The 26,558-nt window shown below is 63.7% G+C and carries 29 protein-coding genes; 21 read left to right on the forward strand and 8 right to left on the reverse strand.

All coding sequences use genetic code 11. From position 1 onward, the window contains the following. The first annotated feature begins 17 nt into the window (after positions 1 to 17). Positions 18 to 1,034 carry a zinc-binding alcohol dehydrogenase family protein gene (locus EJ076_RS32130; RefSeq protein ID WP_126070577.1) on the forward strand — a complete coding sequence of 339 codons (1,017 nt, stop codon included), beginning with the start codon at positions 18 to 20 and terminating at the stop codon, positions 1,032 to 1,034. A 15-nt stretch (positions 1,035 to 1,049) separates the two neighbouring features. Here the strand turns inward: EJ076_RS32130 and phnF are convergent, their stop codons facing one another. Beyond that, the gene (gene phnF / locus EJ076_RS32135) at positions 1,050 to 1,799 is read right to left on the reverse strand and encodes a phosphonate metabolism transcriptional regulator PhnF (RefSeq protein WP_164548917.1); all 750 of its coding nucleotides are present in this window, start codon (positions 1,797 to 1,799) and stop codon (positions 1,050 to 1,052) included. A 135-nt stretch (positions 1,800 to 1,934) separates the two neighbouring features. Between phnF and phnG the strand changes: the two genes are divergently transcribed. Genes phnG through EJ076_RS32150 form a run of 3 tightly spaced genes read left to right on the forward strand, consistent with a single transcriptional unit; the run spans position 1,935 to position 4,118 of the window. Next, positions 1,935 to 2,396 carry a phosphonate C-P lyase system protein PhnG gene (gene phnG / locus EJ076_RS32140; RefSeq protein WP_126070578.1) on the forward strand — a complete coding sequence of 154 codons (462 nt, stop codon included), beginning with the start codon at positions 1,935 to 1,937 and terminating at the stop codon, positions 2,394 to 2,396. Next, positions 2,396 to 3,007, forward strand: a complete 612-nt coding sequence (phnH, locus tag EJ076_RS32145) for a phosphonate C-P lyase system protein PhnH (protein WP_126070579.1) — start codon at positions 2,396 to 2,398, stop codon at positions 3,005 to 3,007. Before phnG ends, phnH begins: the two co-directional genes overlap by 1 nt. Position 3,008: 1 nt before the next feature. Continuing rightward, positions 3,009 to 4,118: a carbon-phosphorus lyase complex subunit PhnI gene (locus EJ076_RS32150; protein ID WP_126070580.1), complete on the forward strand. Its 1,110-nt coding sequence runs from the start codon at positions 3,009 to 3,011 to the stop codon at positions 4,116 to 4,118. Between the two features lie 2 nt (positions 4,119 to 4,120). On the opposite strand, the gene EJ076_RS35370 is transcribed toward EJ076_RS32150, so the two are convergent. Next, positions 4,121 to 4,330: a hypothetical protein gene (locus tag EJ076_RS35370; RefSeq protein ID WP_164548784.1), complete on the reverse strand. Its 210-nt coding sequence runs from the start codon at positions 4,328 to 4,330 to the stop codon at positions 4,121 to 4,123. 65 nt (positions 4,331 to 4,395) lie between these two features. Between EJ076_RS35370 and EJ076_RS32160 the strand changes: the two genes are divergently transcribed. The 9 genes from EJ076_RS32160 (at position 4,396) to phnE (EJ076_RS32200) (ending at position 12,617) form a co-directional block, all read left to right on the forward strand. After that, positions 4,396 to 5,295 carry an alpha-D-ribose 1-methylphosphonate 5-phosphate C-P-lyase PhnJ gene (locus tag EJ076_RS32160; RefSeq protein WP_109661115.1) on the forward strand — a complete coding sequence of 300 codons (900 nt, stop codon included), beginning with the start codon at positions 4,396 to 4,398 and terminating at the stop codon, positions 5,293 to 5,295. Further along, positions 5,292 to 6,068, forward strand: coding sequence for a phosphonate C-P lyase system protein PhnK (gene phnK / locus EJ076_RS32165; protein ID WP_109658692.1), 777 nt, complete (start codon positions 5,292 to 5,294; stop codon positions 6,066 to 6,068). Before EJ076_RS32160 ends, phnK begins: the two co-directional genes overlap by 4 nt. A 55-nt stretch (positions 6,069 to 6,123) precedes the next feature. Further along, positions 6,124 to 6,831 carry a phosphonate C-P lyase system protein PhnL gene (gene phnL / locus EJ076_RS32170; RefSeq protein WP_126070581.1) on the forward strand — a complete coding sequence of 236 codons (708 nt, stop codon included), beginning with the start codon at positions 6,124 to 6,126 and terminating at the stop codon, positions 6,829 to 6,831. Continuing rightward, entirely contained in the window at positions 6,828 to 7,445 is a 618-nt protein-coding gene (locus EJ076_RS32175; RefSeq protein WP_126070582.1) for a DapH/DapD/GlmU-related protein, read from the forward strand. Before phnL ends, EJ076_RS32175 begins: the two co-directional genes overlap by 4 nt. Before the next feature lie 103 nt (positions 7,446 to 7,548). Next, positions 7,549 to 8,265: a DUF1868 domain-containing protein gene (locus EJ076_RS32180; RefSeq protein ID WP_126070583.1), complete on the forward strand. Its 717-nt coding sequence runs from the start codon at positions 7,549 to 7,551 to the stop codon at positions 8,263 to 8,265. Positions 8,266 to 8,376: 111 nt separating this feature from the next. Continuing rightward, positions 8,377 to 9,234, forward strand: coding sequence for a phosphonate ABC transporter ATP-binding protein (gene phnC / locus EJ076_RS32185; RefSeq protein ID WP_109658688.1), 858 nt, complete (start codon positions 8,377 to 8,379; stop codon positions 9,232 to 9,234). Positions 9,235 to 9,326: 92 nt separating this feature from the next. After that, positions 9,327 to 10,235, forward strand: a complete 909-nt coding sequence (gene phnD / locus EJ076_RS32190; protein WP_126070584.1) for a phosphonate ABC transporter substrate-binding protein — start codon at positions 9,327 to 9,329, stop codon at positions 10,233 to 10,235. A 55-nt stretch (positions 10,236 to 10,290) separates the two neighbouring features. Then, positions 10,291 to 11,247 carry a phosphonate ABC transporter, permease protein PhnE gene (phnE, locus tag EJ076_RS32195; RefSeq protein ID WP_126070585.1) on the forward strand — a complete coding sequence of 319 codons (957 nt, stop codon included), beginning with the start codon at positions 10,291 to 10,293 and terminating at the stop codon, positions 11,245 to 11,247. A gap of 2 nt (positions 11,248 to 11,249) precedes the next feature. Next, positions 11,250 to 12,617, forward strand: a complete 1,368-nt coding sequence (phnE, locus tag EJ076_RS32200; protein WP_126070586.1) for a phosphonate ABC transporter, permease protein PhnE — start codon at positions 11,250 to 11,252, stop codon at positions 12,615 to 12,617. 93 nt (positions 12,618 to 12,710) lie between these two features. Here the strand turns inward: phnE (EJ076_RS32200) and EJ076_RS32205 are convergent, their stop codons facing one another. The 3 genes from EJ076_RS32205 to EJ076_RS32215 all read right to left on the reverse strand — a co-directional run bounded on the left by EJ076_RS32205 (position 12,711) and on the right by EJ076_RS32215 (position 16,136). Next, positions 12,711 to 13,562, reverse strand: coding sequence for a sugar phosphate isomerase/epimerase (locus EJ076_RS32205; RefSeq protein ID WP_126070587.1), 852 nt, complete (start codon positions 13,560 to 13,562; stop codon positions 12,711 to 12,713). A 175-nt stretch (positions 13,563 to 13,737) separates the two neighbouring features. Further along, positions 13,738 to 14,925, reverse strand: coding sequence for a Gfo/Idh/MocA family oxidoreductase (locus EJ076_RS32210; RefSeq protein WP_126070588.1), 1,188 nt, complete (start codon positions 14,923 to 14,925; stop codon positions 13,738 to 13,740). A gap of 155 nt (positions 14,926 to 15,080) precedes the next feature. Beyond that, entirely contained in the window at positions 15,081 to 16,136 is a 1,056-nt protein-coding gene (locus EJ076_RS32215) for a sugar phosphate isomerase/epimerase (RefSeq protein ID WP_126070589.1), read from the reverse strand. A gap of 400 nt (positions 16,137 to 16,536) precedes the next feature. Here EJ076_RS32215 and EJ076_RS32220 point away from each other — a divergent pair, with 400 nt between their 5' ends. From EJ076_RS32220 to EJ076_RS32240, 5 genes are read left to right on the forward strand one after another with little or no spacing between them, the layout of a single operon-like run. Continuing rightward, the gene (locus EJ076_RS32220) at positions 16,537 to 17,424 is read left to right on the forward strand and encodes a sugar phosphate isomerase/epimerase (protein ID WP_126070590.1); all 888 of its coding nucleotides are present in this window, start codon (positions 16,537 to 16,539) and stop codon (positions 17,422 to 17,424) included. Between the two features lie 58 nt (positions 17,425 to 17,482). After that, positions 17,483 to 18,652, forward strand: coding sequence for a mandelate racemase/muconate lactonizing enzyme family protein (locus tag EJ076_RS32225; RefSeq protein ID WP_109658682.1), 1,170 nt, complete (start codon positions 17,483 to 17,485; stop codon positions 18,650 to 18,652). Between the two features lie 2 nt (positions 18,653 to 18,654). Next, positions 18,655 to 19,374 (forward strand): FadR/GntR family transcriptional regulator, encoded by a 720-nt coding sequence (locus EJ076_RS32230; protein WP_027043339.1) that lies wholly within the window; start codon positions 18,655 to 18,657, stop codon positions 19,372 to 19,374. Between the two features lie 14 nt (positions 19,375 to 19,388). Beyond that, complete coding sequence (locus EJ076_RS32235; RefSeq protein WP_109661109.1) at positions 19,389 to 20,369, forward strand: hydroxyacid dehydrogenase; 981 nt, start codon at positions 19,389 to 19,391, stop codon at positions 20,367 to 20,369. Between the two features lie 42 nt (positions 20,370 to 20,411). Beyond that, on the forward strand, positions 20,412 to 20,795 hold the full coding sequence (locus tag EJ076_RS32240; protein WP_109658681.1) for a hypothetical protein: 384 nt from the start codon (positions 20,412 to 20,414) through the stop codon (positions 20,793 to 20,795). A gap of 3 nt (positions 20,796 to 20,798) precedes the next feature. Here EJ076_RS32240 and EJ076_RS32245 read toward each other — a convergent pair whose 3' ends face one another. Next, the gene (locus EJ076_RS32245; RefSeq protein WP_126070591.1) at positions 20,799 to 22,109 is read right to left on the reverse strand and encodes an amidase; all 1,311 of its coding nucleotides are present in this window, start codon (positions 22,107 to 22,109) and stop codon (positions 20,799 to 20,801) included. A 105-nt stretch (positions 22,110 to 22,214) separates the two neighbouring features. Between EJ076_RS32245 and EJ076_RS32250 the strand changes: the two genes are divergently transcribed. Next, the gene (locus tag EJ076_RS32250; RefSeq protein ID WP_109658679.1) at positions 22,215 to 22,562 is read left to right on the forward strand and encodes a GFA family protein; all 348 of its coding nucleotides are present in this window, start codon (positions 22,215 to 22,217) and stop codon (positions 22,560 to 22,562) included. Positions 22,563 to 22,619: 57 nt separating this feature from the next. Here EJ076_RS32250 and EJ076_RS32255 read toward each other — a convergent pair whose 3' ends face one another. Continuing rightward, positions 22,620 to 23,528 carry an SDR family oxidoreductase gene (locus EJ076_RS32255; RefSeq protein WP_109658678.1) on the reverse strand — a complete coding sequence of 303 codons (909 nt, stop codon included), beginning with the start codon at positions 23,526 to 23,528 and terminating at the stop codon, positions 22,620 to 22,622. A gap of 98 nt (positions 23,529 to 23,626) precedes the next feature. On the opposite strand from EJ076_RS32255, the gene EJ076_RS32260 reads away from it, so the two are divergent. Next, positions 23,627 to 24,205 carry a TetR/AcrR family transcriptional regulator gene (locus tag EJ076_RS32260; protein ID WP_245462926.1) on the forward strand — a complete coding sequence of 193 codons (579 nt, stop codon included), beginning with the start codon at positions 23,627 to 23,629 and terminating at the stop codon, positions 24,203 to 24,205. A 50-nt stretch (positions 24,206 to 24,255) separates the two neighbouring features. Here the strand turns inward: EJ076_RS32260 and EJ076_RS32265 are convergent, their stop codons facing one another. Beyond that, on the reverse strand, positions 24,256 to 25,470 hold the full coding sequence (locus EJ076_RS32265) for an MFS transporter (protein ID WP_126070592.1): 1,215 nt from the start codon (positions 25,468 to 25,470) through the stop codon (positions 24,256 to 24,258). A 91-nt stretch (positions 25,471 to 25,561) separates the two neighbouring features. Between EJ076_RS32265 and EJ076_RS32270 the strand changes: the two genes are divergently transcribed. Further along, the gene (locus EJ076_RS32270) at positions 25,562 to 26,545 is read left to right on the forward strand and encodes an AraC family transcriptional regulator (RefSeq protein ID WP_126070593.1); all 984 of its coding nucleotides are present in this window, start codon (positions 25,562 to 25,564) and stop codon (positions 26,543 to 26,545) included. Positions 26,546 to 26,558 lie beyond the last annotated feature (13 nt).

Here is a 26,558-nt window from a genome sequence, read left to right on the forward strand (position 1 = left end):
GAACACTGGAATTGCGCATGAAAGCCGTCGTCTGCCGCTCGCCCGGCGACCTTGTCCTGGAAGACCACCCCGCGCCCGCTGCACCGCCTGCCGGCTGGGCACTGGTGGCGGTCAGCCATGTCGGGATCTGCGGCACCGACTACCACATCTTCGAAGGCAAGCACCCGTTCCTCGCCTATCCCCGCATCATGGGCCATGAAGTATCGGGTACCGTGGTGGAGACCGGCGAAGGTGTCGAACTGGCCGTTGGCGAGCCGGTCGTCATCAACCCCTATCTTTCCTGCGGAAAATGCATCGCCTGCCGGCACGGCAAGCCGAATTGCTGCGTCAGGATCGAGGTGCTTGGCGTGCATCGCGACGGCGCCATGTGCGAACGCATCCTGGTGCCGGCGCAAAATCTCTATCCGGCAAACGGCCTGTCTCTGGCCGACGCCGCCGCCGTCGAGTTCCTGGCGATTGGTGCGCATGCCGTGCGGCGCTCATGTGCCGAGCCCGGCGCCCGCACGCTGGTCATCGGCGCCGGCCCGATCGGACTCGGCACCGCCATCTTCGCCCGCATCGCCAGGCTCGACGTGACGCTGCTCGACATGAGTAGTGAAAGGCTTGCCTTCGCCGCGAACGAGCTTGGTTTCCAGACCCTCGACGGCTCGCGCGGCGCGGCGCCCGATCTGATCAGGGAGGCGACATCAGGCGAGGGCTTCGATGTGGTCTTCGACGCCACCGGCAACACCCAGTCGGTGCAGTCGGCCTTTGCCCATGTCGCGCATGGCGGAACGCTGGTGCTGGTCTCCGTCGTCAAGGACGACATCAGCTTTTCCGATCCGGAATTCCACAAACGCGAGATGACGCTGATCGGCAGCCGCAACGCCTTGCGCGCCGACTTCGACCACGTCGCCGCCTCGATCCGCAACGGCGCCGTGCCGCTGGCCAAGCTCGTCACCCACCGAACATCGCTTGCCGAAACGCCGTCCGATCTCGCTCGCTGGGCACACGAAAAATCCGGCCTGATCAAGGCTGTGATCGAGGTCGGATAGGCTACCGGCGCCGGCTCAGAGCGCAGACAGCTTGAGCTCGACCCGCTCGGCCGGGAAGCGCGACTCGGAAAACTGGATCGGCTGGCCGTCCGGCGTGACGTTGACGGCGACCGTGACCAGCACGATGGCGCCCGGCTGCAGGTCGAGATCGGCAAGGTCCGCCGCATCGGCATGGCGCGCCGACAGCACGGTCGATTGCCTGAGATAATCGTCGATGCCGAACCGCGCCAGCGACGCGGTGATCGAGCCGGTCTCAGCCATCGCGGCATCGATGCCGGCAAACCGACTGGCCTCGAACCAGCCGACAGCGCGCGACACCGGCCGCCCATCGGCTTCGCCGCGCGTTTCCAGTCGGATGACATCGGCTCCCCTGGCAAGGCCAAGGCCCTCGGCGACGCGCTGGCTGGCCGGCTCGACCGACGAGGCGAGCAGGACGATGTGCCGTTCCGTGGTTTGCCCCTGCAGGCCCGTCGAAAAACGCGTGCGCGCGCCAATCGGATAGGACAGCCGCTTGCGCGACAAGACGAAGGTTCCGCGCCCCTGCTCGGCCCGCAACACGCCTTCCTGCACAAGGGCTGCTATGGCGCTGCGCACCGTGTGACGATTGACGCCATAACGCTCGGCCAGCGCCACCTCCGGCGGCAGCGCGGCATTCTCGGCGAAATCGCCGATGGCGATCGCATGCAGGATCTTGTCTGCGATCTGCCGCCATAGCGAAACGCCGCTGCGCCGCTCTATGCTGTCCGCTTCCAGCTGCCCGACCATCATTGCCCCCGGCATTCTATCGCCCAGTCTTCAATCGCTTGTCATCCACCCGTCATGGACACGCGTTAGATAATAGGTATAATTTGTATAGTTGTCTATATCAATAGACAAATTTAACCACGAGGATTATTGCTTATGCGAGGACAGGAAGCCCGCGACCAGGCCGAGCGCAAGGCCGCCATGGCAACCCTGGCGCAATCCAGCGGCGATGACATCGTGCGGCTCTGGAACGAGGCCAGACTGCCTTCGGACGCCGAGCTGCTGCGCGGCCCCGAGACCGGTCTTGTCACCCTGCGCGGCCGCATCGGCGGCGGCGGTGCACCCTTCAATGTCGGCGAGGCGACCGTCACCCGCGCCACGGTCCGGCTGCCCTCCGGACAGGTCGGCCATTGCTATGCGCTTGGCCGCGACAAGCAGAAGGCGAAGCTGGCGGCCATCGCCGACGCCCTGTGGCAGGACCCTGCCCGCCGAAATGAGGTCGAGACCGGACTGATAGCGCCTCTGCGGTCGGCTCTGACCACGGCGCATGAAAAACGCCGCGCCGAGACGGCGGCAACGAAGGTCGATTTCTTCACCATGGTTCGCGGAGAAGACTGATGGACATTGCAGCACAATCGATCGAAGGCGGTTTCGCCGATCCGGTCTTCAATGCCCAGACCGTGTTCCGGGCGGTCATGGACGCGATGGCGCGGCCAGGCAGCGTACAGCCGCTGCCGGCCTTCGCGCGCCCGCCGGCGCCGCTCTCGGCAAGCGCCGGCGCCATAGCGCTGGCGCTTTGCGACAACGACACGCCGCTGTGGCTCGACCCGGCCCTGCAAGCTTCCACCGCCATCAAATCCTGGCTTGGTTTCCACACCGGCGCGCCCTTGGCCAACACGCCGGCCGATGCGCACTTCGCCCTGATCGCCACGCCAGCCGAGATGGTGGCGCTCGATGGCTTTTCGCAGGGCACGCAGGACTATCCCGACCGTTCGACCACGCTGATCCTGCAGGTCAGCGATCTCGTCTCCGGCACGCCGCTGTTGCTCGAAGGTCCCGGCATCGAAACCAGCGCCACGATCGCGCCGGCACAGATGCCGCGTCATTTCGTCGAACAGTGGAAGCAGAACATCAAGCGTTTTCCGCGCGGCGTCGACATCATCCTCGCCACCGCTGATGGCATTGCTTGCCTGCCGCGCACGACGCGCATCAAGACGATGGAGGCGTAAGATGTATGTCGCGGTAAAAGGTGGCGAAGCCGCCATTGCCAACGCCCACAGCCTGCTTGCCGACCGCCGGCGCGGCGACCGTTCCGTGCCCGCACTGCGCCTCGACCAGATCGTCGAGCAACTGGCGCTCGGCGTCGACCGGGTGATGAGCGAAGGCTCGCTCTATGATCGCGAGCTGGCCTCCCTCGCCATCGTCCAGGCGCGCGGCGACATGATCGAGGCGATCTTCCTGGTGCGCGCCTATCGCACGACGCTGCCACGCTTCGGCTACTCCAAGCCCATCGACACCGCCAACATGCTGGTCGAGCGGCGCGTGTCGGCGACCTACAAGGACCTGCCCGGCGGCCAGTTGCTTGGGCCCACCTTCGACTACACCCACCGGCTGCTCGATCCCGAGCTCGCCGCCGGCGCCGATGTCGCCGAGCCCTTGCTGCGCGAGACGGAAGCGCAAGCCATGCCGCGCGTCTCGGCGATCCTTGCCCGCGAAGGCCTGATCGAGCCGGACGGCGACATGCCGCAAGACCATGTCCCAGGCGACATCACCCGCGAGCCGCTGGAATTCCCGATGGCGCGCGACATCCGCCTGCAGGCGCTGTCGCGCGGCGACGAGGGTTTCCTACTGGCGCTCGGCTATTCCACCCAGCGCGGCTATGCCCGCAACCATCCCTTCGTCGGCGAGATCCGCATCGGCGAGGTCGAACTGGAACTTGACGTGCCGGAACTGCCCTTCGCGGTTCCGCTCGGCACTGTCCGCGTCACCGAATGCCAGATGGTCAACCAGTTCAAAGGGTCAGCCAAGGCACCGCCGCAGTTCACCCGCGGCTACGGCCTGGTCTTCGGCCAGAGCGAACGCAAGGCGATGGCGATGGCGCTCTGCGACCGTGCTCTTCGCGCAACCGAACTCGGCGAGGATGTCGTTGCCGCCGCCCAGGACGAGGAGTTCGTCATCTCGCATTCCGACAATGTCCAGGCGACGGGTTTTGTCGAGCATCTGAAGCTGCCGCACTATGTCGACTTCCAGGCCGAACTCGACCTCGTGCGCCGCATGCGCGCCGAATACGACGCGCGTGAAAACCCGAAGGTCGAAGAGAAGCGGGAGGCTGCGGAGTGATGCTAATGGCCGCCGCCATCAACCAAGCCGCCACCATGACCAGCGCTGTAGTGGCCATTATGCGCCTCGTTGAACCCTTTGCTGCCGGCAATGGTCTCACTGCTCGCACTTTCTTTTGGCGCGGGCAGAATCATGCGCCGAAGGAAAAAGAGAATGACGCCGGCGAACACCACCAACAGAATTCCGAGATGCATCCATCCGGTCGAGGTCATCTGAATTCGCCCCTGTTTCGGCTTCCTGGACGCCAATTCAATAGCACAATGTGGATGTGATCGCCATGACCGACATCGCCACCTACAATTTCGCCTATCTCGACGAGCAGACCAAGCGGATGATCCGCCGGGCGATCCTCAAGGGCATCGCCATTCCCGGCTACCAAGTGCCTTTTGCCTCGCGCGAAATGCCGATGCCTTATGGCTGGGGCACCGGCGGCGTCCAGGTCACAGCTTCGATCATCGGCCCGAACGACGTGCTCAAGGTCATCGACCAAGGCGCCGACGACACCACCAATGCGGTCTCGATCCGCGCCTTCTTCAAGAAGGTCGCCAATGTTGCTGTTACCACCGATACCGCCAGCGCCACCATCATCCAGACCCGCCACCGCATCCCCGAGCATCCGCTGACGGCGGGCCAGGTGCTGGTCTACCAGGTGCCGATCCCCGAGCCGCTGCGCTTCCTCGAACCGCGCGAGACCGAAACGCGCAAGATGCACGCGCTGGAGGAATACGGCCTCATGCATGTGAAGCTGTACGAGGACATCGCCAAGCACGGCCGCATCGCCACCACCTACGCCTATCCGGTCAAGGTCGAGGGCCGCTATGTGATGGACCCGTCGCCAACGCCAAAATTCGACAATCCAAAAATGCACCGCTCACCGGCGCTGCAGCTGTTCGGCGCCGGCCGCGAAAAGCGCATCTATGCAGTGCCGCCCTTCACCGAAGTGGTCAGCCTCGACTTCGAGGATCATCCGTTCGAGGTGCAGACCTTCGACCAGCCCTGCGCGCTGTGCGCGGCCGAGAACGTCTATCTCGACGAGGTCATCCTCGACGACCATGGCGGCCACATGTTCGTCTGCTCCGACACAGATCACTGCGAGAAGCGGCGGGCGGACGGGCACCGCGGCCACCTTGCACCAGAGACCCATCTTGCTTCGGAAAAAATGGAGCCGGCGCAATGACCGACGAACCGCTGCTGCGCGTCTCGGCGCTCTCCAAATTCTACGGCTCGCGCGTCGGCTGCGACAACGTCTCCTTCGAGCTGTGGCCGGGCGAAGTCCTGGCTGTTGTCGGCGAGTCCGGTTCCGGCAAGACGACGCTGCTCAACTGCCTGTCGACCCGGCTGCTGCCCAGTTCCGGCACCGCCGGCTACCGCATGCGCGACGGCCAGTTCCGCGAGCTCTACCGCATGAGCGAGGCCGAGCGCCGCTTCCTGATGCGCACCGACTGGGGCTTCGTCCATCAGAATCCGGCCGACGGCCTGCGCATGACGGTTTCGGCCGGCGCCAATGTCGGCGAGCGGCTGATGGCGGTCGGCGACCGTCACTACGGCAGGATCCGCGCCACCGCCGTCGACTGGCTGTCACGCGTCGAGATCGACGAGGACCGCATCGATGACGAGCCGCGCGCCTTTTCCGGCGGCATGCGCCAGCGCCTGCAAATCGCCCGCAATCTCGTCACCGGCCCACGGCTGGTGTTCATGGATGAGCCGACAGGCGGCCTAGACGTCTCGGTCCAGGCGCGCCTGCTCGACCTGCTGCGCGGTCTGGTCACCGATCTTGGTCTCGCGGCCATCGTCGTCACCCACGACCTTGCCGTGGCGCGGCTTCTGTCGCAGCGCATGATGGTGATGAAGGACGGTCGCGTCGTCGAAAGCGGTCTCACCGACCGCGTGCTTGACGACCCGCGCGCGCCTTACACGCAATTGCTTGTTTCCTCGATTCTGCAGGTTTGACGATGATTGCTCCGGCGCATAGCCCGCAAACGAATGACTATTGGAGAACCTTGTGATGCCAACCCCACTCGTTGTCTCCGACGTCGCCAAGAGCTTCACCATGCATCTGCGCGACGGCATCAAATTGCCTGTTGTCGCCGGTGTCTCGTTCTCGATCAGGGCTGGCGAATGCACCGTGCTCGGCGGCCCGTCAGGTGCCGGCAAGAGTTCGATCCTGAAGATGCTCTACGGCAACTACGCCGTCGACGAAGGCCAGATCATCGTCACGCACGATGACGGGTTGATCGACCTCGCCACCGCCAGCCCGCGCACTGTGCTTGCCATACGCCGGCAAACGATCGGCTATGTCAGCCAGTTCCTGCGCACCGTGCCGCGCGTCTCGGCGCTCGACGTCGTCGCCGAGCCGCTGGTCGAGCGCGGCGAGGATCGCGAGATTGCCCGCGGCAAGGCACGCGCCTTGCTGGCGCAGCTCAACCTGCCGGAGAAACTCTGGGCTTTGCCGCCTGCGACCTTCTCCGGCGGCGAGCAGCAGCGCGTCAACATCGCACGCGGCTTCATCACCGAGCATCCGATCCTGCTGCTCGACGAGCCGACCGCTTCGCTCGATGCCAGGAACCGCGATGTCGTGATCGAACTCATCGCCGCCAAGAAGGCGGCTGATGTCGCCCTGCTCGGCATCTTCCATGACCACGACGTGCGCGAGGCGGTTGCCGACCGCATCATCGACGTCACCGCTTTTGCTCCCGGAAAAATCGCCGCATGACCAGGAAGCTTTCAGAGACGCCGCTGGTCCATCCGACGGCGGACGTGCAGAATTCGACGCTCGGTCGCTGGACCGAGATCGCCGACCGCAGCCGGGTGTCGGAAAGCGAGCTCGGCGACTATTCCTACATGATGCAGGATTGCGCCGTCTGGTGCGCCACGATCGGCAAGTTTTCCAACATTGCAGCAAGCGTGCGCATCAACGCCACCAATCATCCGACCTGGCGGCCGACGCTGCACCATTTCACCTATCGCGCCTCGGATTATTGGGACGACGCAGAGCACGAGAGCGAGTTCTTCGCCCAGCGCCGCGCCAGGCGGGTCACCATCGGCCATGACACCTGGCTCGGTCACGGCTCGACCATCCTGCCCGGCGTCACTGTCGGCGATGGCGCCGCGGTCGGCGCCGGTGCGGTCGTCTCCAAGGACGTCGCCCCCTACACCATCGTCGCCGGCGTGCCGGCAAAACCGATCCGCGAGCGCTTCGATCGCCGCACGGCCGAACGCTATCAGGCGCTCGCCTGGTGGGACTGGGACCATGCAAGGCTGCGCACCTCGCTCGATGATTTCCGAGAACTGTCGGCCGAGGCTTTCCTGGAGAAATACGGCGGATAGAGCAATGCCAGGAAAAGGCGATCACATCATCGTCATGAGCGAGCCTGTTTCATATCCCTGACACATCGCCCGGGCAGGACGCGGCCTTTCGCTGGAGATCGCAATGTCCATTTCCGTCAGACCCTCGCTCGCCGCATTCTTTGCCGGCTCAAATCCGAAGCCGTCGGTTCATATCGGCACGCGCTACGACACATCAGGCAATTTCCTGATCGAGCCTGGCAACACGGTCGTCAGTCATCTCGTCACCGGTTCACCGTCGGAGGCGGTGGTGCTTGCAGTGCGCGACCGCATGCTGGCGATGCAAGACGCCGACCGGCTCGCCTTCACGCCCGTCTCCAGCCTGCACATGACGCTGTTCCAGGGCATCATCGAATATCGCCGCCGGCTTCCTTACTGGCCGCAGGACGTGCCGCTCGACACCAGCATCGACGCCATGACCCGCCTCTATCTGGAGCGCCTGAGGGGTTTCCAGGGCTTCGGCCCGTTCAACATCAAGGTGGTCGAAGTTTTGCCGACCGGCCTCACCGTTGCCGGCGCGACCGACGAAGATTTGCGCATCATGCGCGCCTGGCGCGAAGCGCTGGCCGTGCCGTTCGGTTACCGGCATCCCGATCACGACGCTTACGTCTTCCACATCACCTTCGCCTATCAGATCCAGCGTCTTGCCGACGATCGGGCCGCCGCATGGCAGGACCTGTTCGATGATGGTCTGGCACTCTTCGAGCGGCAGGCGCCGGTGATCGAAATCAAGGCCCCCGCCTTCTGCAGCTTCAGGGACATGGAGCACTTCGAGGAACTGTTGGTCCTGGGTCGGCCGTAACTCCACACCTGTGGAGCGTAACAAAACTGACATCATCGCGACACGGCAGGTTCATGTGGCTGCGTTAGGCGAGAGCCTGACGATCAATGGTCCGGACTGGAACCTGCCCCCATGCCAGCAACCTCTGCCACGCTCGAAATCCGCGGTGTCACCCGACGATTTGGCAAGAACACTGCCGTCAACGACATTAACATCGCGATCCCGCAGGGTCAGATGGTTGGCATTATCGGTCGTTCGGGCGCCGGCAAATCAACCCTTCTTCGCATGATCAACCGTCTCATCGATCCCAGCCAGGGGTCGATTTTTTTTGACGGCGCCGAGGTCTCCCAGTTGCGCGGCTCGCCGCTGCGGCGCTGGCAGCGTGACTGCGCCATGATCTTCCAGCAGTTCAACCTGGTGCCGCGCCTCGACGTGCTGACCAATGTGCTGCTCGGCAAGCTGAACCACCGTTCGACCATCACCAACCTGTTCGGCATGTTCTCTCGCGCCGAATGCGCCGAGGCCGTCGCAGCGCTTGAGCGGCTCGACATCGCCCGCACCGCGCTGCAGCCCGCAGGCACCTTGTCGGGCGGCCAGCAGCAGCGCGTCGCCATTGCCCGCGCCATGATGCAGCAGCCCAGAGTGATCCTCGCCGACGAGCCGATCGCGTCGCTCGACCCGCTCAACGCCAAGGTGGTGATGGATTCGCTGCAGGACATCAATTTGCGCGAAGGCATCACCGTCGTCACCAATCTGCACACGCTGGACACCGCCCGCACCTATTGCAACCGCATCATCGGCATGGCCGCCGGCAAGGTCGTCTTCGATGGCCCGCCTGAAGAGCTCAATCGCGAGGCCGTGCGTCTCGTCTATGGCGCCGATAGCAATGGCCAGGAAATCTCCGAGGCCATCACCTCGACCAGCGTTGCCTTCAGCCGAAAGATCGCCGCATCCGCCGGACCGCTCGAGCCCGCATTCCCGGGATACTGAGAGCGGCCTGGATCGCCAGCCCGCGTCAAGGGCACCTGTCAAAATCAATAACGCTGCCGGCGCGGGGCCGGAACCTACAGGAGAGATAACAGATGTTCAGGAAGATGGTTTTCAGCGCCGTTTCGGTGCTCGCCATGGCGACCAGCATGGCCCACGCTGCCGATATGAAGGAATTTCGCGTCGGCATTCTCGGCGGCGAAAACGAAACCGACCGGTTGCGCAACTACCAGTGCCTCGCCGACCATTTGAAGACCGAATTCGGCTTCGAAAAGGTCTCGCTGTTCCCCGCCGCCGACTATGACGGCGTCATCCAGGGCCTGCTTGGCGGCACGCTCGACTTCGCCGAACTCGGCGCTTCCGGCTACGCCAGCGTCGTTCTCAAGGACCCGAAGGCAGTCACCCCGATCCTCACCACCCAGCAGACCGACGGCGCCACCGGCTACTATTCGATCGGCCTGGCGCTGAAATCCTCCGGCATCACCGACATCAAGTCGGCCAAGGGCAAGAAGCTCGGCTACGCCGATCCGGATTCGACCTCCGGCTACCTGATCCCGCTGACCCAGATCCCGAAGGACACCGGCGCTTCGAACGAAAAGTTCTTCGCCTCGACCCAGTTTAACGGCGGCCACGAGAACAACGTTCTGGCCGTGCGTGACGGCAAGGTCGACGTGGCGGTGGACGATTCCTCCGGCATCGGCGACTTCAAGGACGGCTACTCCTCCGGCACTTTCCACAAGGAAGTCGCCAAGGGCGCCGTCGACCCCAACGACTTCGTCGAAGTCTGGCGCTCGGGCCTGATCCCGAACGGCCCGCTGGTCGTGCGCACCGCGCTCGGCGACGACATGACCGCCAAGCTCGCCAACTTCTTCACGCAGCTGCCGAAGAAGGACAAGGCCTGCTTCGAAGGCGTCGAAGGCGGCGATTTTACCGGCTACGTTCCGGTGAAGCCGGACTTCTACAACGTCATCGTCGAAGCCCGTAAGGCAGCCATCGGCGGCTAACGGCGAAATCAGGAAGGGCGGTGTTCAAAGCACCGCCCTTTTTGCATCTCCGATCATGACCCTTTCCGTGACAGCCCCTTCCGGCGCCACTCACCAGATGGCCGACGCCTGGCGTCGCCAGACGTCCTTGCGCCGGCTCTACACCGCCATCGGTGTCGGCCTGCTCATTGTCGCGCTCGGCAGCACCATGTGGTTCGCCGACGAGGCCAATGCCGGGCATTTCTTCGACCGGCTGCCGCATTTGCTGGATTTCCTGAGCTGGCTCGTCCCCAAGGACTGGAACGATGTCTGGCGAGCGATGTTCGACGTCGCCTCCCCGCATGACACTGGTACCCAGGAATTCAATTTTCCGCTTGGCCGCGCCTATGTCTGGGGCAGCTTCTACATCCCTGAATATTTCGAGCTGATGCTGACCACGCTGAATGTGGCGCTGGTCTCGACCTTCATCGGCTTCGTCTTCGCCGTGCCGTTCTCCTTCATCGCGGCGCGCAACCTGACGCCGCATCCGGTGCTGCGGCTGATCGTCAAGCGCTTCATGGAACTGCTGCGCGCCTTTCCCGAGATCGTCATCGCCGGCCTGTTCGCGGCCATCGTCTCGATCGGTCCGATTGCCGCCATCATCGCCATCGGCCTGCATTCGATAGGCGCGCTGGGCAAGCTGTTCTACGAGATCAACGAAAACATCGACATGCGCGCCGAGGAAGGCCTGAGGGCGGTCGGCGCCAACTGGTTCGAGCGGGTGCGCTTTGCCGGTCTGCCGCAGGTGCTGCCCAACTTCATGTCCTACACGCTGCTGCGGATCGAGATCAACGTGCGCATCTCCACCATCATGGGCGCGGTCGGCGGCGGTGGCATCGGCGAGGAGCTGAAGCTGTCCATCTCGCGCGGCTTCGGCGCCAAGACGATAGCTCTCGTGCTGCTCCTGTTCACGACGATCTTCATCGTCGACCAGTTCTCCGCCTGGCTACGCCGCAAGCTGGTCGGCGAGCAGGCCTTTATGATGAGCGCCTAACCATGGCCACCATGACCGCCGATCAAATCCAGTCGATCGAAGAGCGCTTCCCGCAGGTGTTCCAGCGTCCGTTCCACAAGCGCTTCGGGCCGCTGCTGCTGCTTGGCGGCATCTTTCTCTACCTGCTCTACGCGCTGTGGTTCTTCAACCTGCCGCAGGTCATGCGGGAATCGCACTGGGAGCGCCTGCCGCTGTTTCTAACCCAGTGGATCAGCTACGATGTGCAGCCGATCTTCCGCCTCGACGAGCCGCAGATCACCGCCAAGTACCCGCGCTTCTCGGTGCTCGGCCCGAACCCAAATCCGGACTGGGTCAAGACCAATGCCGACGGTTCGGTGACGATCCTGATCGACGGCACCGCCAAGTCGATCACCTTCACCAAGACGCAAGCGACGATCATTGCCAATGGTGAGACTGTTGCGGTCGCACTTGGCACAGGCAAACCGCTGATCTCCGGACCGATTCCCGGCTGGATCACCGCGCATGAGGACGAGGTCGTCGCCGACATGGGCTTTGCCGGCGAGGCCCGCGTCGCCGTTGACCGCGTCAGGATCCGCAAGCGTTTTCTCGGCTGGGCAAACTTCGTCTTCGACACGCGCTCGCCTTTCTTCGGCAAATCGGCAAGCGAAGTGGCCTCGCTGATCGTCTCCGGACCCGAACTGAAACCGGGCACGTCCAATCTGGCGCTGGCCGGCGACAACATCTGGAACAATGCCCAGTGGCAGCACGGCGATGTCTGGACGAAACTCCTGCAGACCATCGTCATGGCCTTTCTCGGTACCATGCTGGGCGGCATCGTCGCCTTCCCGCTCGCCTTCTTCGCCGCCCGCAACATCACGCCCAGCCGGCTGGTCAACCAGGTGCTCAAGCGCTTCTTCGACTTCATGCGTTCCATCGACATGCTGATCTGGGCGCTATTCTTCACCCGCGCCTTCGGGCCCGGCCCGCTCGCGGGCAGTGCAGCCATCTTCTTCACCGAGATCGGCACGCTCGGCAAAGTCTATTCGGAAGGCCTCGAAAACATCGACGACAAGCCACGCGAGGGCATCAAGTCGACCGGTGCCAACGGCTTGCTGGTGCAGCGCTACGGCGTGATGCCGGAAGTCATCCCCATATTCATCAGCCAGACGCTCTACCAGTGGGAATCCAACACCCGCGGCGCCACCATCATCGGCGCCGTCGGCGCCGGCGGCATCGGCCTCAAGTTGTGGGAGGCGATGCGCACCAATTCCAACTGGGCCAACGTCTTCTACATGGTGCTGCTGATCCTGCTCGTCGTCTTCATTTTCGACAACATTTCCAATTTCCTGCGCCGCCGGCTGAGCCGGACCATCCACGATTACAACAGGATCCAGGCCGAGCAGGGGTAGGCGCCTCGGCGCCATGATTGCCGGCAGCCCACCGCGCCTTCGTCATCCACGGGTCTCCGCGTCCGCTTCGCCCGTGGATGACGAAGTGAGCGCTTAAGCCGCTCGTTTCCACCCGTTCCTGATATGCTCATACCCCTCGCGATAAACCGCTTCCGGGCTCTCCGAAAAATCGCGCCACACCTTGGTCGCCGCCGCTAGATCCTTGAGCGAACGCCCAAACGCCTCGATCGTCAGCCAGTCGTCATAGCCGCTCTTGCGGATGGCCGAGAATGTCTCCTTCCATGGAATGTTGCCGCGCCCGGGCACGCCGCGATCATTCTCGGAGATGTGGATATGCACGACATTCCGGCGGTGTTTTGTGTAGGCGCCGATCGGGTCGGCCTCCTCGATATTGGCATGGAAGGTGTCGTACATCGCCTTGATGTGCGGCCGGTCGATGGCGTCGATATGCTCCGACAGATCCGCCATCGTGTTGAGGAGATAGCATTCGAAGCGGTTGAGCGCCTCGAGCCCGATGGTGACGTTCCTCTTACCGGCATGGTCGCCGATGGCGCGCTGCGAGGCGACCGAGCGCTTTTTCTCGGCCGCCGTCGGCCCAGCGCCGGAAAAGGCGCCGAGCGTCGAATGCAGCGGGCCGCTCAGCGTGCTGGCGCCAAGCGCATTGGCGCAGTCGATCGCCCATTTCATGTAGTCGACACCGGCTTTGCGCGTTGCCGCATCGGCCGAGATCAAATTCATCGCCGGATCGCCCATGGCTGAAACCGCGGTCCGCTCCAGCCCGATGCGGTCGAGCAGCTCGCCGAGCTTTCTATAGTCGTCCGGCGTGCCGGCGAAGATTGGTATCTCGACGCCATCGAAGCCGGTCGCCTTGATATCGCGAAGCAGCTTCTCGTGTTTCTTCGACACGGCCGTCGTCCATAAGAACATGCACATGCCGATTTTCATCGACGCCCCTCCCAGTTCCCTGTTGATGCCCCAAGGTGTTGAGATTCAGGTCAGGCCGAGTCGAAAATGGCTGGTTCCGAGAACCGGAGCGGAGCGTACTTTTGGTACGTGAGCACCGGAAGCGCAGGAAGCTGCCATTTGCAGGCCGGCATCACCTGAATATCTGCACCCTTGGTCAGAGCTTCGTCCAGGCCCCATTCTTCTTCGACGACTTCACGCAGGCCTCGATGAAGGCCATGCCTTCGACGCCGTCGTGAATGGTCGGAAAGACGACATCCTTTGCCGGCTTGCCACCCTTGCGGCGTGCCGCCCGGATGGCGCGCGCGGCCTCCTGGTAGATGTTGGCGAAGCCTTCGAGATAGCCCTCGGGATGGCCCGACGGCACGCGGCTGACACGCCCTGCCACCGGCAGCGCGCCGGCGCCGTTGCGGGTGATCAATTGCTTCGGCTGGCCGAACGGTGTGTACCAGAGATAGTTCGGGTCGGCCTGCACCCATTCCAGCCCACCCTTCGAGCCATAGACGCGCAGCTTCAGCCCGTTCTCGTGACCCGGCGCCACCTGGCTTGCCCAGATCATGCCTTTTGCCGGATGCGTCTTGCCCGCAGGCTTGAAGCGCAGCATGACGTTGACATTGTCATCGAGGAGCCGTCCCGGCACGAAGGCGTCGAGATCGGCTGAAAGGGAGTCCAGTTCCAGCCCGGAGACGAAGCGGGCAAGGTTGTAGGCATGCGTACCGATATCGCCCAGCGCGCCGCCGGCGCCTGCCTGTTTCGGATCGCCGCGCCACGCCGCCTGTTTCTGGCCGGTGGCGGCCAGGTCCTCGGTCAGCCAGTCCTGCGGATATTCGGACTGCACGATGCGGATGTCGCCGAGCACGCCCTTGGCGACCATCTCGCGCGCCTGCCGCACCATCGGATAGGCGGTGTAGTTGTGCGTCAGCACGAACACCTTACCGGTCTTCTCGACCACGGCCGCCAGCTTTTTTGCTTCGGCGAGCGTCGTCGCCAGCGGCTTGTCGCAGATGACGTGGATGCCAGCTTCCAGGAAAGCCTTTGCCGCCGGTACATGGACATTGTTGGGCGTGACGATAGCTACCGCCTCGATGCCGTCGGGCCGCTTGGCCTCGGCCTTGGCCATCTCGGCATAGGACGCATAGCTGCGATCGGGGTCGAGCCCGAGCTCGGCGGCCGAGGCCTTTGCGCGAGCTGGGTCGGATGACAAAGCACCAGCAACCAGCACGAAGTCATTGTCCAGGCGCGCCGCGATCCGGTGCACTGCGCCGATGAAGGCGCCTTGCCCGCCGCCGACCATACCATAGCGGATCGGGCCGCCTCCCGCTTCCGACTTCGATGCGCCGACCATGTTTTTCTCCTTGCTGTTGCTCACCTCCCCCTTGAGGGGAGGGTGGCCCGAAGGGCCGGGTGGGGTCGGTTCATGCCGAGCTCTACGCCCCGGCGACCCCACCCCGATCCGCTGCGCGGATCGACCCTCCCCTCAAGGGGGAGGGTAACACCGCGTCAGATACCCATCATGGCGCGCAGCACTTTCTTGTCCGTAGCGCCGCCGGCGAAATCGTCGAATGCCTTTTCCGTCACCCGGATGATGTGATGCTGGATGAAAGGCGCGCCCTCGGCCGCGCCATCTTCCGGATGCTTCAGGCAGCACTCCCATTCCAGCACCGCCCAGGAATCATAATTGTACTGTGTCAGCTTGGAAAAGATGCCGCCGAAATCCACCTGCCCGTCACCCAGCGAACGGAAGCGGCCGGCGCGGTTGGTCCAGCTCTGATAGCCTGAATAGACGCCTTGCCGGCCGGTCGGGTTGAACTCGGCGTCCTTGACGTGGAACGCCTTGATGCGCTCGTGATAGATGTCGATGAATTCCAGATAGTCGAGCTGCTGCAACAGGAAGTGCGACGGATCGTAGTTGATGTTGCAGCGCTTGTGGCCGCCGACCGCATCGAGGAACATCTCGAAGGTCGCACCATCGAACACGTCCTCGCCGGGATGGATCTCGTAGCCGACATCGACGCCATTGTCCTCATAGACGTCGAGGATCGGCTTCCAGCGCTTGCCGAGTTCGGCGAACGCTTCCTCGATCAATCCGGCCGGCCGCTGTGGCCACGGGTAGAGGTAAGGGAAGGCTAAGGCTCCGGAAAAGCTCACCGAGACCTTCAGGCCAAGGTTCTTCGAGGCCTTGGCGCCGAACTTCATCTGCTCGACCGCCCATTTCTGCCGCGCCTTTGGATTGTTGTGCACCGAAGCCGGCGCAAAGCCGTCGAATTGCGCGTCATAGGCCGGATGCACCGCCACCAATTGCCCCTGCAGATGCGTCGACAGTTCGGTGATCTCGACGCCAGCGTCGGCGCAGATGCCCTTCACCTCGTCGCAATAGGCCTTGGAAGAGGCCGCTCTCTTGAGATCGAACAGCCGCGCGTCCCAAGTCGGGATCTGCACGCCCTTGTAACCGAGACCAGCCGCCCATTTGGTGATCGACGCCAGCGAGTTGAACGGCGCGGCATCGCCCGCGAACTGCGCCAGAAACAGTCCAGGGCCCTTCATTGTCGTCGGCATCGGCATCCTCCCTCATTTTTCTCGCGACCGAGCATAGCGCCGATTGGAAGCAGGGCCAGCCACTTTGGTCTTTTCAGATCGAGCGCATTGTGTACGCGCCATTCTGGTATTACCAAATATGGGAATTTGGTCAAGCCTCGCAATGGACCGTCGAACCTCTTTGGGCATGCGAAATCCAGGCATATAGATCAATATAATCAATGAAGTAATCTGCATTGGAAGTTGCCTTCCCACGCTTCTTGCCGTCCCGCAGAATTTGCTGTAGACCTCCTTGCAGGCCCAATTGGTCGAACCAGTTTGCGAGAAAAGGCTGGGGATGCCTTGGGGAGGAACCCTTGCGTCGCCTTTTGGCGATGCATGTCGCAGGCGAACCATAGAGACGAATTGGGAAGGACAGACCATGCATCTTTCGACGCACAACTGGATGCGCGCGGAACCCTTGGAGACGACGCTCAAGCGCATCAAGAAATTCGGCTATGAGTCGATCGAGATTTCCGGCGAGCCCGAGCAATACAAGACCAAGGAGACGCGCGCGCTGCTGAAGGAGCATGGCATCCGCTGCTGGGGCGCGGTGACCTTGATGCTGGGCGAGCGCAACCTCGCGGCCAAAAACCAGGGCCAGCGCGAGCGCTCCGTTCAGTATGTCAAGGACGTGCTGACCATGGTCAGCGAACTCGACGGCGAGATCATCACGCTGGTTCCGGCGACGGTCGGCAAGGTCGTGCCCGACGGCACCGAGGAAGAGGAATGGAAGTGGGTTGTCGATGCGACCCGGGAATGCTTCACCCATGCCAAGAAGGTCGGCGTCAAGATCGCGGTCGAGCCGCTCAACCGCTTCGAGACCTATCTGTTCAATCGCGGCGCCCAGGCCCTGGCGCTGGCTGACGCGGTCAGCCCTGAATGCGGCGTCTGCCTCGATGCCTACCACATCCACATGGAAGAATTTAACGTCTATGACGCGATCCGGCAGGCCGGAAAGCGGCTGTTCGATTTCCACGTCGCCGACAACAACCGTTTCGCCGCCGGCCTTGGCCAGATCGACTGGCCGAAGATCGTCGCCACCTTGCGGGAGATCGGCTACGATGGCGCGCTGACCAACGAGTTCGTCGCGCCCGTCGACCGGACACCGGCTGCACCCTATCCCGACATGGTCGAGCGCAATCCGGTCGACATCTCGCCAGAACAGTTGAAGTTCATCCAGGACCACGGCTCCAGCGTGCTCACGGAAAAGTTCTACACCGACCAGATGCGCATCAACGCTGAAACGTTGCTGCCGCTGATCAAGTAGCCGACTGCTGTTGGGGAATTTGCCCTTCCGCCAGGCGGCGGCAGGGCTGGGGAAGAATATGCGCATCAAGACCGTCCAAGCCTGGTGGGTCCGCATCCCGATCGAAGCCGCTCGGCAACACCGCAGCGACTTCGGTCAGGTGACGACCTTCGACGCCGCCATCCTGCGCATCGAGACCGATGACGGGCTGGTCGGCTGGGGCGAAGGCAAGAACGCCGCCGGCAGCGCCGGCAGCTACGGTGCGCTTGTCCACATGCTGAACCATGAGGTCGGGCCGCAGCTGATCGGCCGCGATCCAGCCGACATCGGCGTCATCTGGGAAATGCTCTACAACGGCGTGCGCCACGACAGCGCCGCGCGCGCCGGCCACGCCATGCCGCAGCTGGCGCGGCGCGGCATGAGCATCGCCGCCATCAGCGCCGTCGACATCGCGTTGTGGGACATCCTCGGCAAATCGCTTGGCGTTCCGGTCTGGCGGCTGCTCGGTGGCCGCAAGCTCGATCGCATGCCGGCCTATGCCTCGGGCGGCTGGGCGGCCGCCGACGCCATCGGCGAGCAGTTGAAGTCCTACATCGCCAAGGGCGGCTTCAAGGCCCTGAAGATGCGGGTTGGCGCCATGGACGGCGCAGCACATGTGTCCGCCACGCGCGTCCGCGCCGCACGGCAGGCGCTCGGCCCGGATGTCGAGCTGATGGTCGATGCGCACGGCACCTATACGGTGGCCGAAGCCAAGCGCTTCATCCACCTTGTCAACGACCTGGATCTCGCCTGGTTCGAGGAGCCCATCATCGCCGACGACAAGCCCGGCATGGCCGAGGTGCGGGCATCAGGCTCCGTTCCGATCGCCACCGGCGAAAGCGAGGCGACACGCTATGCCTTCCGCGACCTTGCTGTGCTGAAAGCGGCTGACATCTTCCAGCCCGATCCCGCCTTCTGCGGTGGCATCAGCGAGGCGATGAAGATCGGCACCATCGCCAGCGCCTTCAATTTGCGCTTTGCGCCGCATCTGTGGGCCGGCGCACCCTGCTTCTTCGCCGGCTTGCATGTCTGTGCCGCCTCGCCGTCTAGTTTTACCGTCGAATATTCGCTCGGCGCCAACCCGATGATCCACGATCTGATCGAAGAGACTGTCGAAGCAAAGGACGGTATGATAGCGATCCCGGAAAAGCCCGGATTGGGATTCACCATTTCTGAGCGATTCCTGGAGGCGCACGCGCAACGCAGTTGACGATGAAAGAAAAGAACCTCCTCGCGGAACTCGCCGCCTATCTGTTCTCCCACTCGGACAGCGAGACCGGCCGCACGCCGTCGGAACGTGAGCTGGCGGAGCATTTCGGCGTCAGCCGCGGCCAGATCCGCGAGGCGTTGGCCATCCTCGAAGCCATGCGCATCGTCGAGCGCCGGGCCAAGTCCGGCATCTATATCGACACCAAGCAGGCCAGTGTCGAAGCGCTGGCATTGTTCGCGCGCGCCGGCCTGCCGCTTGATCCCTTGCAGATCTATGAAACGGTCGAGCTGCGCAAGATCCATGAGATCAAGGCCGCCGAGCTTGCCTGCTCGCGCGCCACCGAGGAGAATTTCGAACGGCTGCGCGAGATCCTCAAGGCATCCGAGGAGCGCATCGCCGCCGGCGAAGGCCTCGCCAAGGAAGACCGCGAGTTTCATCTCGAGATCGTGCGCGCCACCAAGAACAGCGTCTTCCATAACATCTGCAGCGTCTACTATCTGATGGGCGAACAGCGCCTGCCGATCTACTTCAACGATCCCGAACGCAGCGTGCGCTCGCATGCCGAGCACGTGCAGATCTACGAGGCGCTGCTGCGCCGCGACGGCAATCTCGCCCAGGCGCTGATGAGCGCCCATCTGCAAGGGGCGGAGAGCTACTGGAAGGGCCTGATCGAAGGCGGCAAGGCGGTTGCGCCGCCAAGCCCCGCGCTCGAAAAGGCCTGACCGTGGCCCAGACCGTGCCGAAGATTCTGTCGACCCATCCGCTGCACCCGCGCGCTTCGGCCAAGCTGGCCGGCGCTGGTCAACTCGTCATCGCATCGGCGCTCGATCCTGCCACCTTGACCAGAGAGGCCAAAGACGCCGACATAGTCATCGTGCGCGCGCCACTGCCGCCTGCACTGTTCGAAGGGGCTTGGAAGCTGCGGGCAGCAATCCGCCATGGTGCCGGGCTCGACATGATTCCGATGGAAGCAGCCGCTGCGGCCGGCGTGCTGGTGGCCAACGTGCCGGCGGTCAATGCCCGCTCGGTCGCCGAACATGTCATGTTCACCGCACTTGCGCTGCTGCGGCAATTCCGCAGGGTCGACCGCGACCTCCGCGCCAAAGGCTGGCTCGCCGGACGCGAGCACGCCAATTCCAACATCGAACTTGCCGGCAAGACCATCGGCATCGTCGGCCTTGGCGCCGTCGGCCAGGCCGTCGGCCATATCGCGGCGCATGGTTTCGACCTCAAAGTGGTGGCCACGACGCGCAGCATGCAGCCGGCGCCCGAAAAAGTCGGCTTTCTGTCGATCGACGCGCTGGTCGAGCAGAGCGACATCATCGTGCTCTGCTGCCCGCTGACGCCGGAGACGCGCGGCCTGATCAGCCGCGAGCGCATCGCCCGCATGAAGCCCAACGCGCTGCTGATCAACGTGTCGCGCGGGCCGGTCGTCGATGACGATGCGCTGATCGAGGCCTTGCAGAAACGCCGCATCGGCGGTGCAGCACTAGACGTTTTCTCGACGCAACCGCTGCCGTCAAATCATCCCTATTTCAGCTTCGACAACGTCATCATCACCCCGCATATGGCAGGCATTACCGAGGAATCGATGATGCGCATGGGCGTCGGCGCGGCAAGCGAAGCGTTGCTGGTGCTGGCGGGCAAACTGCCGGTCAACCTACGCAACCCCGAAGTGGTCGATCACTACCGCAGGCGGTTTCCTCTCGACATATAGCGCATCGCGGTTTCGCCCCAATTCTCCGCGACGTTGCGAGCCATGTCCGGTCTTCGCCTCGCATTTCTGATTGCCTCGTCCATCTGCGCCTTGCCGGCACTCGCCGCGGCCCAGAGCAGCTATGTCTATTGCGACAACGGACTGCGCTGCTTCAAGGCGCCCTGCCCGTCGAACAGCGCGCTCGACCTTGCCACCGGCACGATCATCAAGGGCGTGTCGATCGACGCCAGCGGATTGCCGCAGGCCGACAAGGCGATAATCGATCAGTCCGACGTGCTTTACAGCGGAAAGATCGTCGTCAGGGGCTCGATCGAGCACCGCACCCAGACCATCACCGGCAACGAGTACAGCCTGCCATGGCTGGTCGCGACCCGCATCATACGGACCGCCAAGGACAGCGAACGCAAGCACTGTTCGTCGCACTGATAGTCAGTTCAGCCCTGGTCCCGCGCCAAGCAGCGCCTCTATTTCAGCCGCAATCCGCAGCAGGCGCCGGTCATACCCGCTGCGCGCCACCAGCATCAATCCGGCCGGCAGCGTCGTGCCTTGCATCAGTAGCGAAATCGCACAAAGGTCGAACTGGTTGGCGACCTGCGTGTTGCGCAGCAGCAGGCCTTCAATACGGTCGCGCAGTTCGGCATCTTCAGTCATCGAGACGATGGTCGGCGCTGTCACCGGTGTGGTCGGCAGGGCCAGCACATCGACCGATGCCAGCCGCTCATCCATCGCAGCGACGAGCGCTGTGCGACGGCGCAGCGCCCTGATGTAGATAGGGGTTGGCAACATTGCTGCCCGCGACAAAGGCCCGCTGACGTGCGGGTCGACCGGCACCGCTGCCCCTGTCGCCAGCCAGTCGGCATGCACTTCGGCCCCTTCCATCGCGGCGATCGAACCACGCTTGGTGGCCGCGCGCATGTCGGCAAGCAGATCATCGATCGACAAATCCGCGGTCTGTGCGCCGGCCCGTTCGGCCTTGCCAAGACAGCGCTCAAACGCTGCCACGACCTCACCTTCCGTTTCTTCGAAAAGGACACCGCGCGGAATGCCTATGCGAAGCCCTGCAAGGGCAATCGGCGTCAGCGCGGTTGGCACCTCGCCGGCCATCACGGCGGCGGCGGCGGCACACTGGGCAACGGTTCGGGCAAGCGGACCGATCGAGTCCAGCGTGGCGGACAGTGGGAACGCGCCGGCGAGCGGCACGCGCCGCGCTGTCGGCTTGAAGCCGACAACACCATTGAGTGAAGCCGGAATGCGTATCGAACCGCCGGTGTCGGAACCGATCGATATCTCGCTCGTCCCCTCGCCGACGGAAACGCCGGCGCCCGAGGAAGAGCCGCCCGGAATGCGACTGGCGTCAACGGCATTGCCGGGCGTGCCAAAATGCTGATTGTCGCCGATCGCGGTAAAGGCGAATTCGGTCATGTTGGTCTTGCCGATGATGACCGCGCCGGCCTGCCGCAGCCGGCTGACGATGGCGGCATCGTGCGAGGCGGGCGCGGCGGTCTTGCGCATCAGCGAGCCGGCCGTGGTTGGTTCGCCGGCGACATCGAACAGATCCTTGATCGAGACAATGGTACCGTCGAGCGGCCCGAGCCTCACCCCTGCCCGCTTGCGGGCATCGCTGGCATCAGCCGCCGCTCGCGCGGCTTCGGCATAGAGCTTCGTGAACACGCGCTCTTCACCCGCATGGGCAGCGAGCCGCGCGAGGATGATTTCCAGTCGATCACGGACTGATTGCATTTTCGGTGTCGGACTCCAGACGCCTTGAACGTCCTTGAGGCATGGCTTGCCGAGACTTAACCCGGCGCAAGCAGTTTTGCACCCTGTCGAATGCGAGGAAATCCTATGCTCTACAAAGGCAGCTGCCACTGCGGCAAAGTCGCCTTCGAATTCAAGGCCGAACTGACCGGCGCCGTGCGGTGCAATTGCTCGATATGCTCGCGCAAGGGCGCCCTGTTGTGTGCCATCCCGCACGGGACCTTGCAGGTCCTGGCCTGGGGCGACGATCTCGGCACCTACACATTCGGCAACCATGCCATCGCACACCGGTTCTGCCGGGCCTGCGGCATCCATCCCTTTGCGGAGGATGTCCGTGAAGGCCGTGAACGCAGTGCCTACATCAACATCAACTGCGTGGCCGATCTCGACCCCTCGACCCTGTCGGTCTTCGATTTCGACGGGCGTTCGGCGTGAAGCAATTCCAGAGTGCGCAGCGGTGTTCAGTCCGGAATTGCGCAGGAATCAAATTACCTATCGATAGCCCGTCGCATCGGCGGGCTTGCCGGCATCCTGGACCTCAGGAACGTACCGCCAGGCGTCGGGCCGTGAGCCGTCGAGGTCGGTAAAGCCGTAGACCTGCGCGAGCCCGCCGCTGGACAGCGACTGCCCGTTCCAGCGCGAGCGATCCGCATCCGCCGCCAAAGCCGCAACGGCGCGGCCGACGAAGCGTGGCGTCTCGGAAATGACGAAATGCGGCACCTCAGCGGTGGCGTCGCGCCAATTGTCCTCGCTCACGCCAAAGGCTTCCAGCATCATCTCCGAACGCAGCCAGCCGGGCGTCAGCGACACAGACGTTGCGTCGTATTTTGCGAGATCCTTGGCGTGCGCCCATGCCATGCGCGTCACCGCGACCTTGGCAAGGTCGTAGAAGGGCGACAGCCGGTAGTGGTCGGCATTGTATTCGGCCGTGCCGTCGGTGACTTCGACGAGCAGCCCGCCCGGACGTTCGATCAGCAGCGGCAACGCATGGTGTGCTGTGATCAGATGCGTGTCGATGCCAAGCCGCAGCATGCGCAGACCATTGTCCAGATTGTGGTCCCAGACCGGCTTGTTCCACTCGAACAGCTTTTCGCCACCCCAAATGTCGTTGACCAGTATGTCGAGCCGGCCCTGTTCGCTGCGGATGCGCTCAACCAGTCTGCGCACATCATCGGCCACCAGATGGTCGACCTGCACAGCGATGCCCTTGCCTCCGTTCGCCGAGACCAGTTCCGCAGTTTCCTCGATGGTTTCGGGCCGGGCATATTCGGATTGTTGGGCGCGCGTGCTGCGCCCGGTGACATAGACGGTGGCACCGGCAGCGCCGAGTTCGACCGCTATGCCTCGTCCGGCGCCGCGCGTCCCACCGGCGACCAGGGCAACTTTTCCTTGCAACGTCATTGAATTCTCCCAAAAACGCACTCATCGATCAGACACGGGCTGGTCTGTGCTGCTTACATCATATATAAATGATCATTCGGTTATATCAGGATGTCAAGATGACTCGCCCAAAAACCCAGTCCGACGAGCAGGTGCTGGAGACCGCGCACCGGTTGATCCACGAGCATGGTCCGGAAGCACTCACCTTCGAGCGCCTGGCAAAGGCTTGTGGTCTCTCCGGTGCAACGCTGGTGCAGCGCTTCAAGAACAAGGCGCAGCTGAAACAGCGCACCTTGCTGCACGCCTGGGACGGTCTCGACGAGAACACCAGGACGCTGGCAGCCACTGTTCCCAGAACCCCCACCGGCGCGGTCGCGCTGTTGGTGGCGCTGTCGCAAGGCTATGGCGGCATCGAATCCTATGCCGAAGGCCTGCTTGTGCTGCGCGAGGATCTGCGCGATCCGGTGCTCAGGGCGCGCGGTGCCGCCTGGAAGGCGTTCCTGTGCGACGCACTTGCAGCCTGTTTTGCTGAAACGCCCAACCCGCCACGCGACATCGGCCTGCTGATGGCCTCGCATTGGCAAGGCTCGTTGCTGTGGTGGAGCTTTGACCCGGCGATCGAACTGGCCGCCTATGTCGAGGACAGCCTGAACCGCTTCGTCGCTGCCATCACAACGGCGTCGGCCCGAGAACCGTGATGGTTCCCGGGCCGACGCGCAGTGTCAGGGAAGCCTGATTTGCGCCCAGGCTACTCGGCGCGCTTCGGGCCGCGCAGGAACACCACGATGGCCGCCAGCAGCGTCGCCGCGCCGCAATAGGCGAAGGCGCTGGCGACGCCGGCATGGTCGACCAGCAGGCCGCCGAAGACGGCGCCGAGCGCAATCGCCACCTGGAACGTCGCCACCATCAGTCCGCCGGCGCTTTCGGCCTGATCGGGCGCGGCCCGCACCAGCCAGCTCTGCAGCCCGACCGGCACCGCGCCGAAGGCAAAACCCCAGACCGCAACAGCGGCAGCGGCGACCGTGGGTGAAGCGCCGAAAACCAGCATCGAGGCGGCGGCCAGCGCAATCAGCAGGGGCGCCAGCGCAACGGCTGCCTTGAGGCTGCGTTCGGCCAGGATGCCGCCGGCGACATTGCCGAAGAAGCCGCCTATGCCATAGGCCAGCAGCACCAGCGAGATCGTCTCGATGTCGAGCACGGGCACCTTCTCGAGGAAGGGGCGGACATAGGTGAAGCCAGCAAAGTGCCCGGAAGCGACCAGCAGCACGACCAGCAGGGCGACCCTGATCGATGGACGCTCCAGCACGTCGAGCAAGGTGCGGAAGCTAGCCACACCCACCGGCGGCAATTTCGGAATGGTGGCCAGTTGCACCAGCAGCGCCAGGGCGGCAACGACAGTGGCGATCATGAAGGCAGTGCGCCAGCCCCAGATGTCACCGACATAGGCGCCGACCGGCGCCGCGCAGACGGTCGCCAGCGAAACGCCGGTGAGGATGATCGACATGGCGCGCGGCATCAGCCGCATCGGTACCAGTCGCAGCGCCATCGCCGCCGACATCGCCCAGAAACCGCCGAGCGCCACGCCGAGCACGACACGGGCAAGCAGAAGCACCGGCAGCGAAGAGGCAAAGGTGGCCAGAAGGTTGGACAGGATCAGGAACACCGTCAGCATCCACATCACCAGCCTGCGGTCCATGCGCCTGGTGATGATGGCCATGGTGGGTGCGGCGATGGCGCCAACGATCGCGGTTGCCGTCACCGCCTGTCCGGCCACGCCCTCGGTGACGCCGAGATCGCGCGCCATCGGCGTCAGCAGGCTGGCTGGCAGGAACTCCGCCGTCACCAGACCGAACACCCCAAGTGCCAGCGAGACCACGGCACCCCAGGCCGGCTCGGTTCGTTCGTCGGAGTCTGCAGGGTTCAAAAGTGCGGCGTCGATGACGCCTGTCGCGGGTTCGGCCATGGTCAGTCTCCGATGTGTTTGCAGCGCAGCATTTGGCTGCAATGCAACATAGGGAGTGACCGCCTGGAGTTTCCATGCTAGAAACCCCATCATGTTTGACCATTCGTCCAAAATTCCAATCACTGGCGACCCGCTGACCGACATCTTGAGGGGCCTGCGTCTCGATGGCGTCGAATACGGCCGCTTCGAACTGAAGGAGCCTTGGGGCATCCAGTTCCCGGCCCAGCCCGCGGCGCGGTTTCATTTCATCGGCCGCAAAGGCTGCTGGCTGAAGCAGCCGTCCGGCGAATGGGTGGAGCTCAATGCAGGCGATGCGATCCTGCTGCCGCGCGGTGCGGCCCATATGCTTGCCAGCGAACCCGGCGCCCAGGCCTGGCCGATCCATGGCTACGAAGTCGAGGAGGTCTGCAAGGACGTCTACTGCATGTCGAACGAAGGCATGTCGGAGTGTTGCCGGCCGGGAACCCTGCTGTTCTGCGCCAGCATGTATTTCAATCTCGATGGCCTGCATCCCCTGCTCGGCATGATGCCGGACGTGATGCGCACGCATGAGCTGGAAGCCTACGAACCCGGCATTCCGCATCTCTTGGAATCGATGGCGCGTGAAGTGACGATGGAGCGCGTCGGCTCCGGCGGCATCCTGGCGCGGCTGGCTGACGTGCTTGCCGCCACCGTCATCCGCTCATGGGTCGAACGCGGCTGTGGTGACTCGTCCGGCTGGATCGCCGCGGTCAGGGACCGCGAAATCGGCCGCGTGCTGGCCGCCATCCATCTCGAACCGAACCACGACTGGACCGTCGAGTCGCTGGCCCGAATGATGGGCGCCTCACGATCGGGATTTGCCGAGCGCTTCGCCACCATCGTTGGCGAAACGCCGGCAAAATATGTCACCCAGGTCAGAATGCATCAGGCGCGACAATGGCTGATCCGCGACCGGATGAAGATCTCCGTTGTTGCCGCGCGTCTCGGCTATGAATCGGACGCCGCCTTCAGTCGCGCCTTCAAGCGCGTCATCGGCTCGGCGCCCAGCCACCTACGCGCCGAGGAACAGGCTGATATCCGTCAAGCCAACTAACGCATGGAGGCCG

Origin of the sequence: Mesorhizobium sp. M7D.F.Ca.US.005.01.1.1 (assembly GCF_003952545.1) — a bacterium.
Taxonomy (GTDB): domain Bacteria; phylum Pseudomonadota; class Alphaproteobacteria; order Rhizobiales; family Rhizobiaceae; genus Mesorhizobium; species Mesorhizobium loti.

Excerpts from the sequence above, each read along its gene's own strand:
- EJ076_RS32130 (WP_126070577.1), top strand. The coding sequence starts at position 18 with ATGAAAGCCGTCGTCTGCCGCTCGCCCGGCGACCTTGTCCTGGAAGAC.
- phnF (WP_164548917.1), bottom strand. The coding sequence starts at position 1,799 with ATGGTCGGGCAGCTGGAAGCGGACAGCATAGAGCGGCGCAGCGGCGTT.
- phnG (WP_126070578.1), top strand. The coding sequence starts at position 1,935 with ATGCGAGGACAGGAAGCCCGCGACCAGGCCGAGCGCAAGGCCGCCATG.
- phnH (WP_126070579.1), top strand. The coding sequence starts at position 2,396 with ATGGACATTGCAGCACAATCGATCGAAGGCGGTTTCGCCGATCCGGTC.
- EJ076_RS32150 (WP_126070580.1), top strand. The coding sequence starts at position 3,009 with ATGTATGTCGCGGTAAAAGGTGGCGAAGCCGCCATTGCCAACGCCCAC.
- EJ076_RS35370 (WP_164548784.1), bottom strand. The coding sequence starts at position 4,330 with ATGACCTCGACCGGATGGATGCATCTCGGAATTCTGTTGGTGGTGTTC.
- EJ076_RS32160 (WP_109661115.1), top strand. The coding sequence starts at position 4,396 with ATGACCGACATCGCCACCTACAATTTCGCCTATCTCGACGAGCAGACC.
- phnK (WP_109658692.1), top strand. The coding sequence starts at position 5,292 with ATGACCGACGAACCGCTGCTGCGCGTCTCGGCGCTCTCCAAATTCTAC.
- phnL (WP_126070581.1), top strand. The coding sequence starts at position 6,124 with ATGCCAACCCCACTCGTTGTCTCCGACGTCGCCAAGAGCTTCACCATG.
- EJ076_RS32175 (WP_126070582.1), top strand. The coding sequence starts at position 6,828 with ATGACCAGGAAGCTTTCAGAGACGCCGCTGGTCCATCCGACGGCGGAC.
- EJ076_RS32180 (WP_126070583.1), top strand. The coding sequence starts at position 7,549 with ATGTCCATTTCCGTCAGACCCTCGCTCGCCGCATTCTTTGCCGGCTCA.
- phnC (WP_109658688.1), top strand. The coding sequence starts at position 8,377 with ATGCCAGCAACCTCTGCCACGCTCGAAATCCGCGGTGTCACCCGACGA.
- phnD (WP_126070584.1), top strand. The coding sequence starts at position 9,327 with ATGTTCAGGAAGATGGTTTTCAGCGCCGTTTCGGTGCTCGCCATGGCG.
- phnE (WP_126070585.1), top strand. The coding sequence starts at position 10,291 with ATGACCCTTTCCGTGACAGCCCCTTCCGGCGCCACTCACCAGATGGCC.
- phnE (WP_126070586.1), top strand. The coding sequence starts at position 11,250 with ATGGCCACCATGACCGCCGATCAAATCCAGTCGATCGAAGAGCGCTTC.
- EJ076_RS32205 (WP_126070587.1), bottom strand. The coding sequence starts at position 13,562 with ATGAAAATCGGCATGTGCATGTTCTTATGGACGACGGCCGTGTCGAAG.
- EJ076_RS32210 (WP_126070588.1), bottom strand. The coding sequence starts at position 14,925 with ATGGTCGGCGCATCGAAGTCGGAAGCGGGAGGCGGCCCGATCCGCTAT.
- EJ076_RS32215 (WP_126070589.1), bottom strand. The coding sequence starts at position 16,136 with ATGCCGACGACAATGAAGGGCCCTGGACTGTTTCTGGCGCAGTTCGCG.
- EJ076_RS32220 (WP_126070590.1), top strand. The coding sequence starts at position 16,537 with ATGCATCTTTCGACGCACAACTGGATGCGCGCGGAACCCTTGGAGACG.
- EJ076_RS32225 (WP_109658682.1), top strand. The coding sequence starts at position 17,483 with ATGCGCATCAAGACCGTCCAAGCCTGGTGGGTCCGCATCCCGATCGAA.
- EJ076_RS32230 (WP_027043339.1), top strand. The coding sequence starts at position 18,655 with ATGAAAGAAAAGAACCTCCTCGCGGAACTCGCCGCCTATCTGTTCTCC.
- EJ076_RS32240 (WP_109658681.1), top strand. The coding sequence starts at position 20,412 with ATGTCCGGTCTTCGCCTCGCATTTCTGATTGCCTCGTCCATCTGCGCC.
- EJ076_RS32245 (WP_126070591.1), bottom strand. The coding sequence starts at position 22,109 with ATGCAATCAGTCCGTGATCGACTGGAAATCATCCTCGCGCGGCTCGCT.
- EJ076_RS32250 (WP_109658679.1), top strand. The coding sequence starts at position 22,215 with ATGCTCTACAAAGGCAGCTGCCACTGCGGCAAAGTCGCCTTCGAATTC.
- EJ076_RS32255 (WP_109658678.1), bottom strand. The coding sequence starts at position 23,528 with ATGACGTTGCAAGGAAAAGTTGCCCTGGTCGCCGGTGGGACGCGCGGC.
- EJ076_RS32260 (WP_245462926.1), top strand. The coding sequence starts at position 23,627 with ATGACTCGCCCAAAAACCCAGTCCGACGAGCAGGTGCTGGAGACCGCG.
- EJ076_RS32265 (WP_126070592.1), bottom strand. The coding sequence starts at position 25,470 with ATGGCCGAACCCGCGACAGGCGTCATCGACGCCGCACTTTTGAACCCT.
- EJ076_RS32270 (WP_126070593.1), top strand. The coding sequence starts at position 25,562 with ATGTTTGACCATTCGTCCAAAATTCCAATCACTGGCGACCCGCTGACC.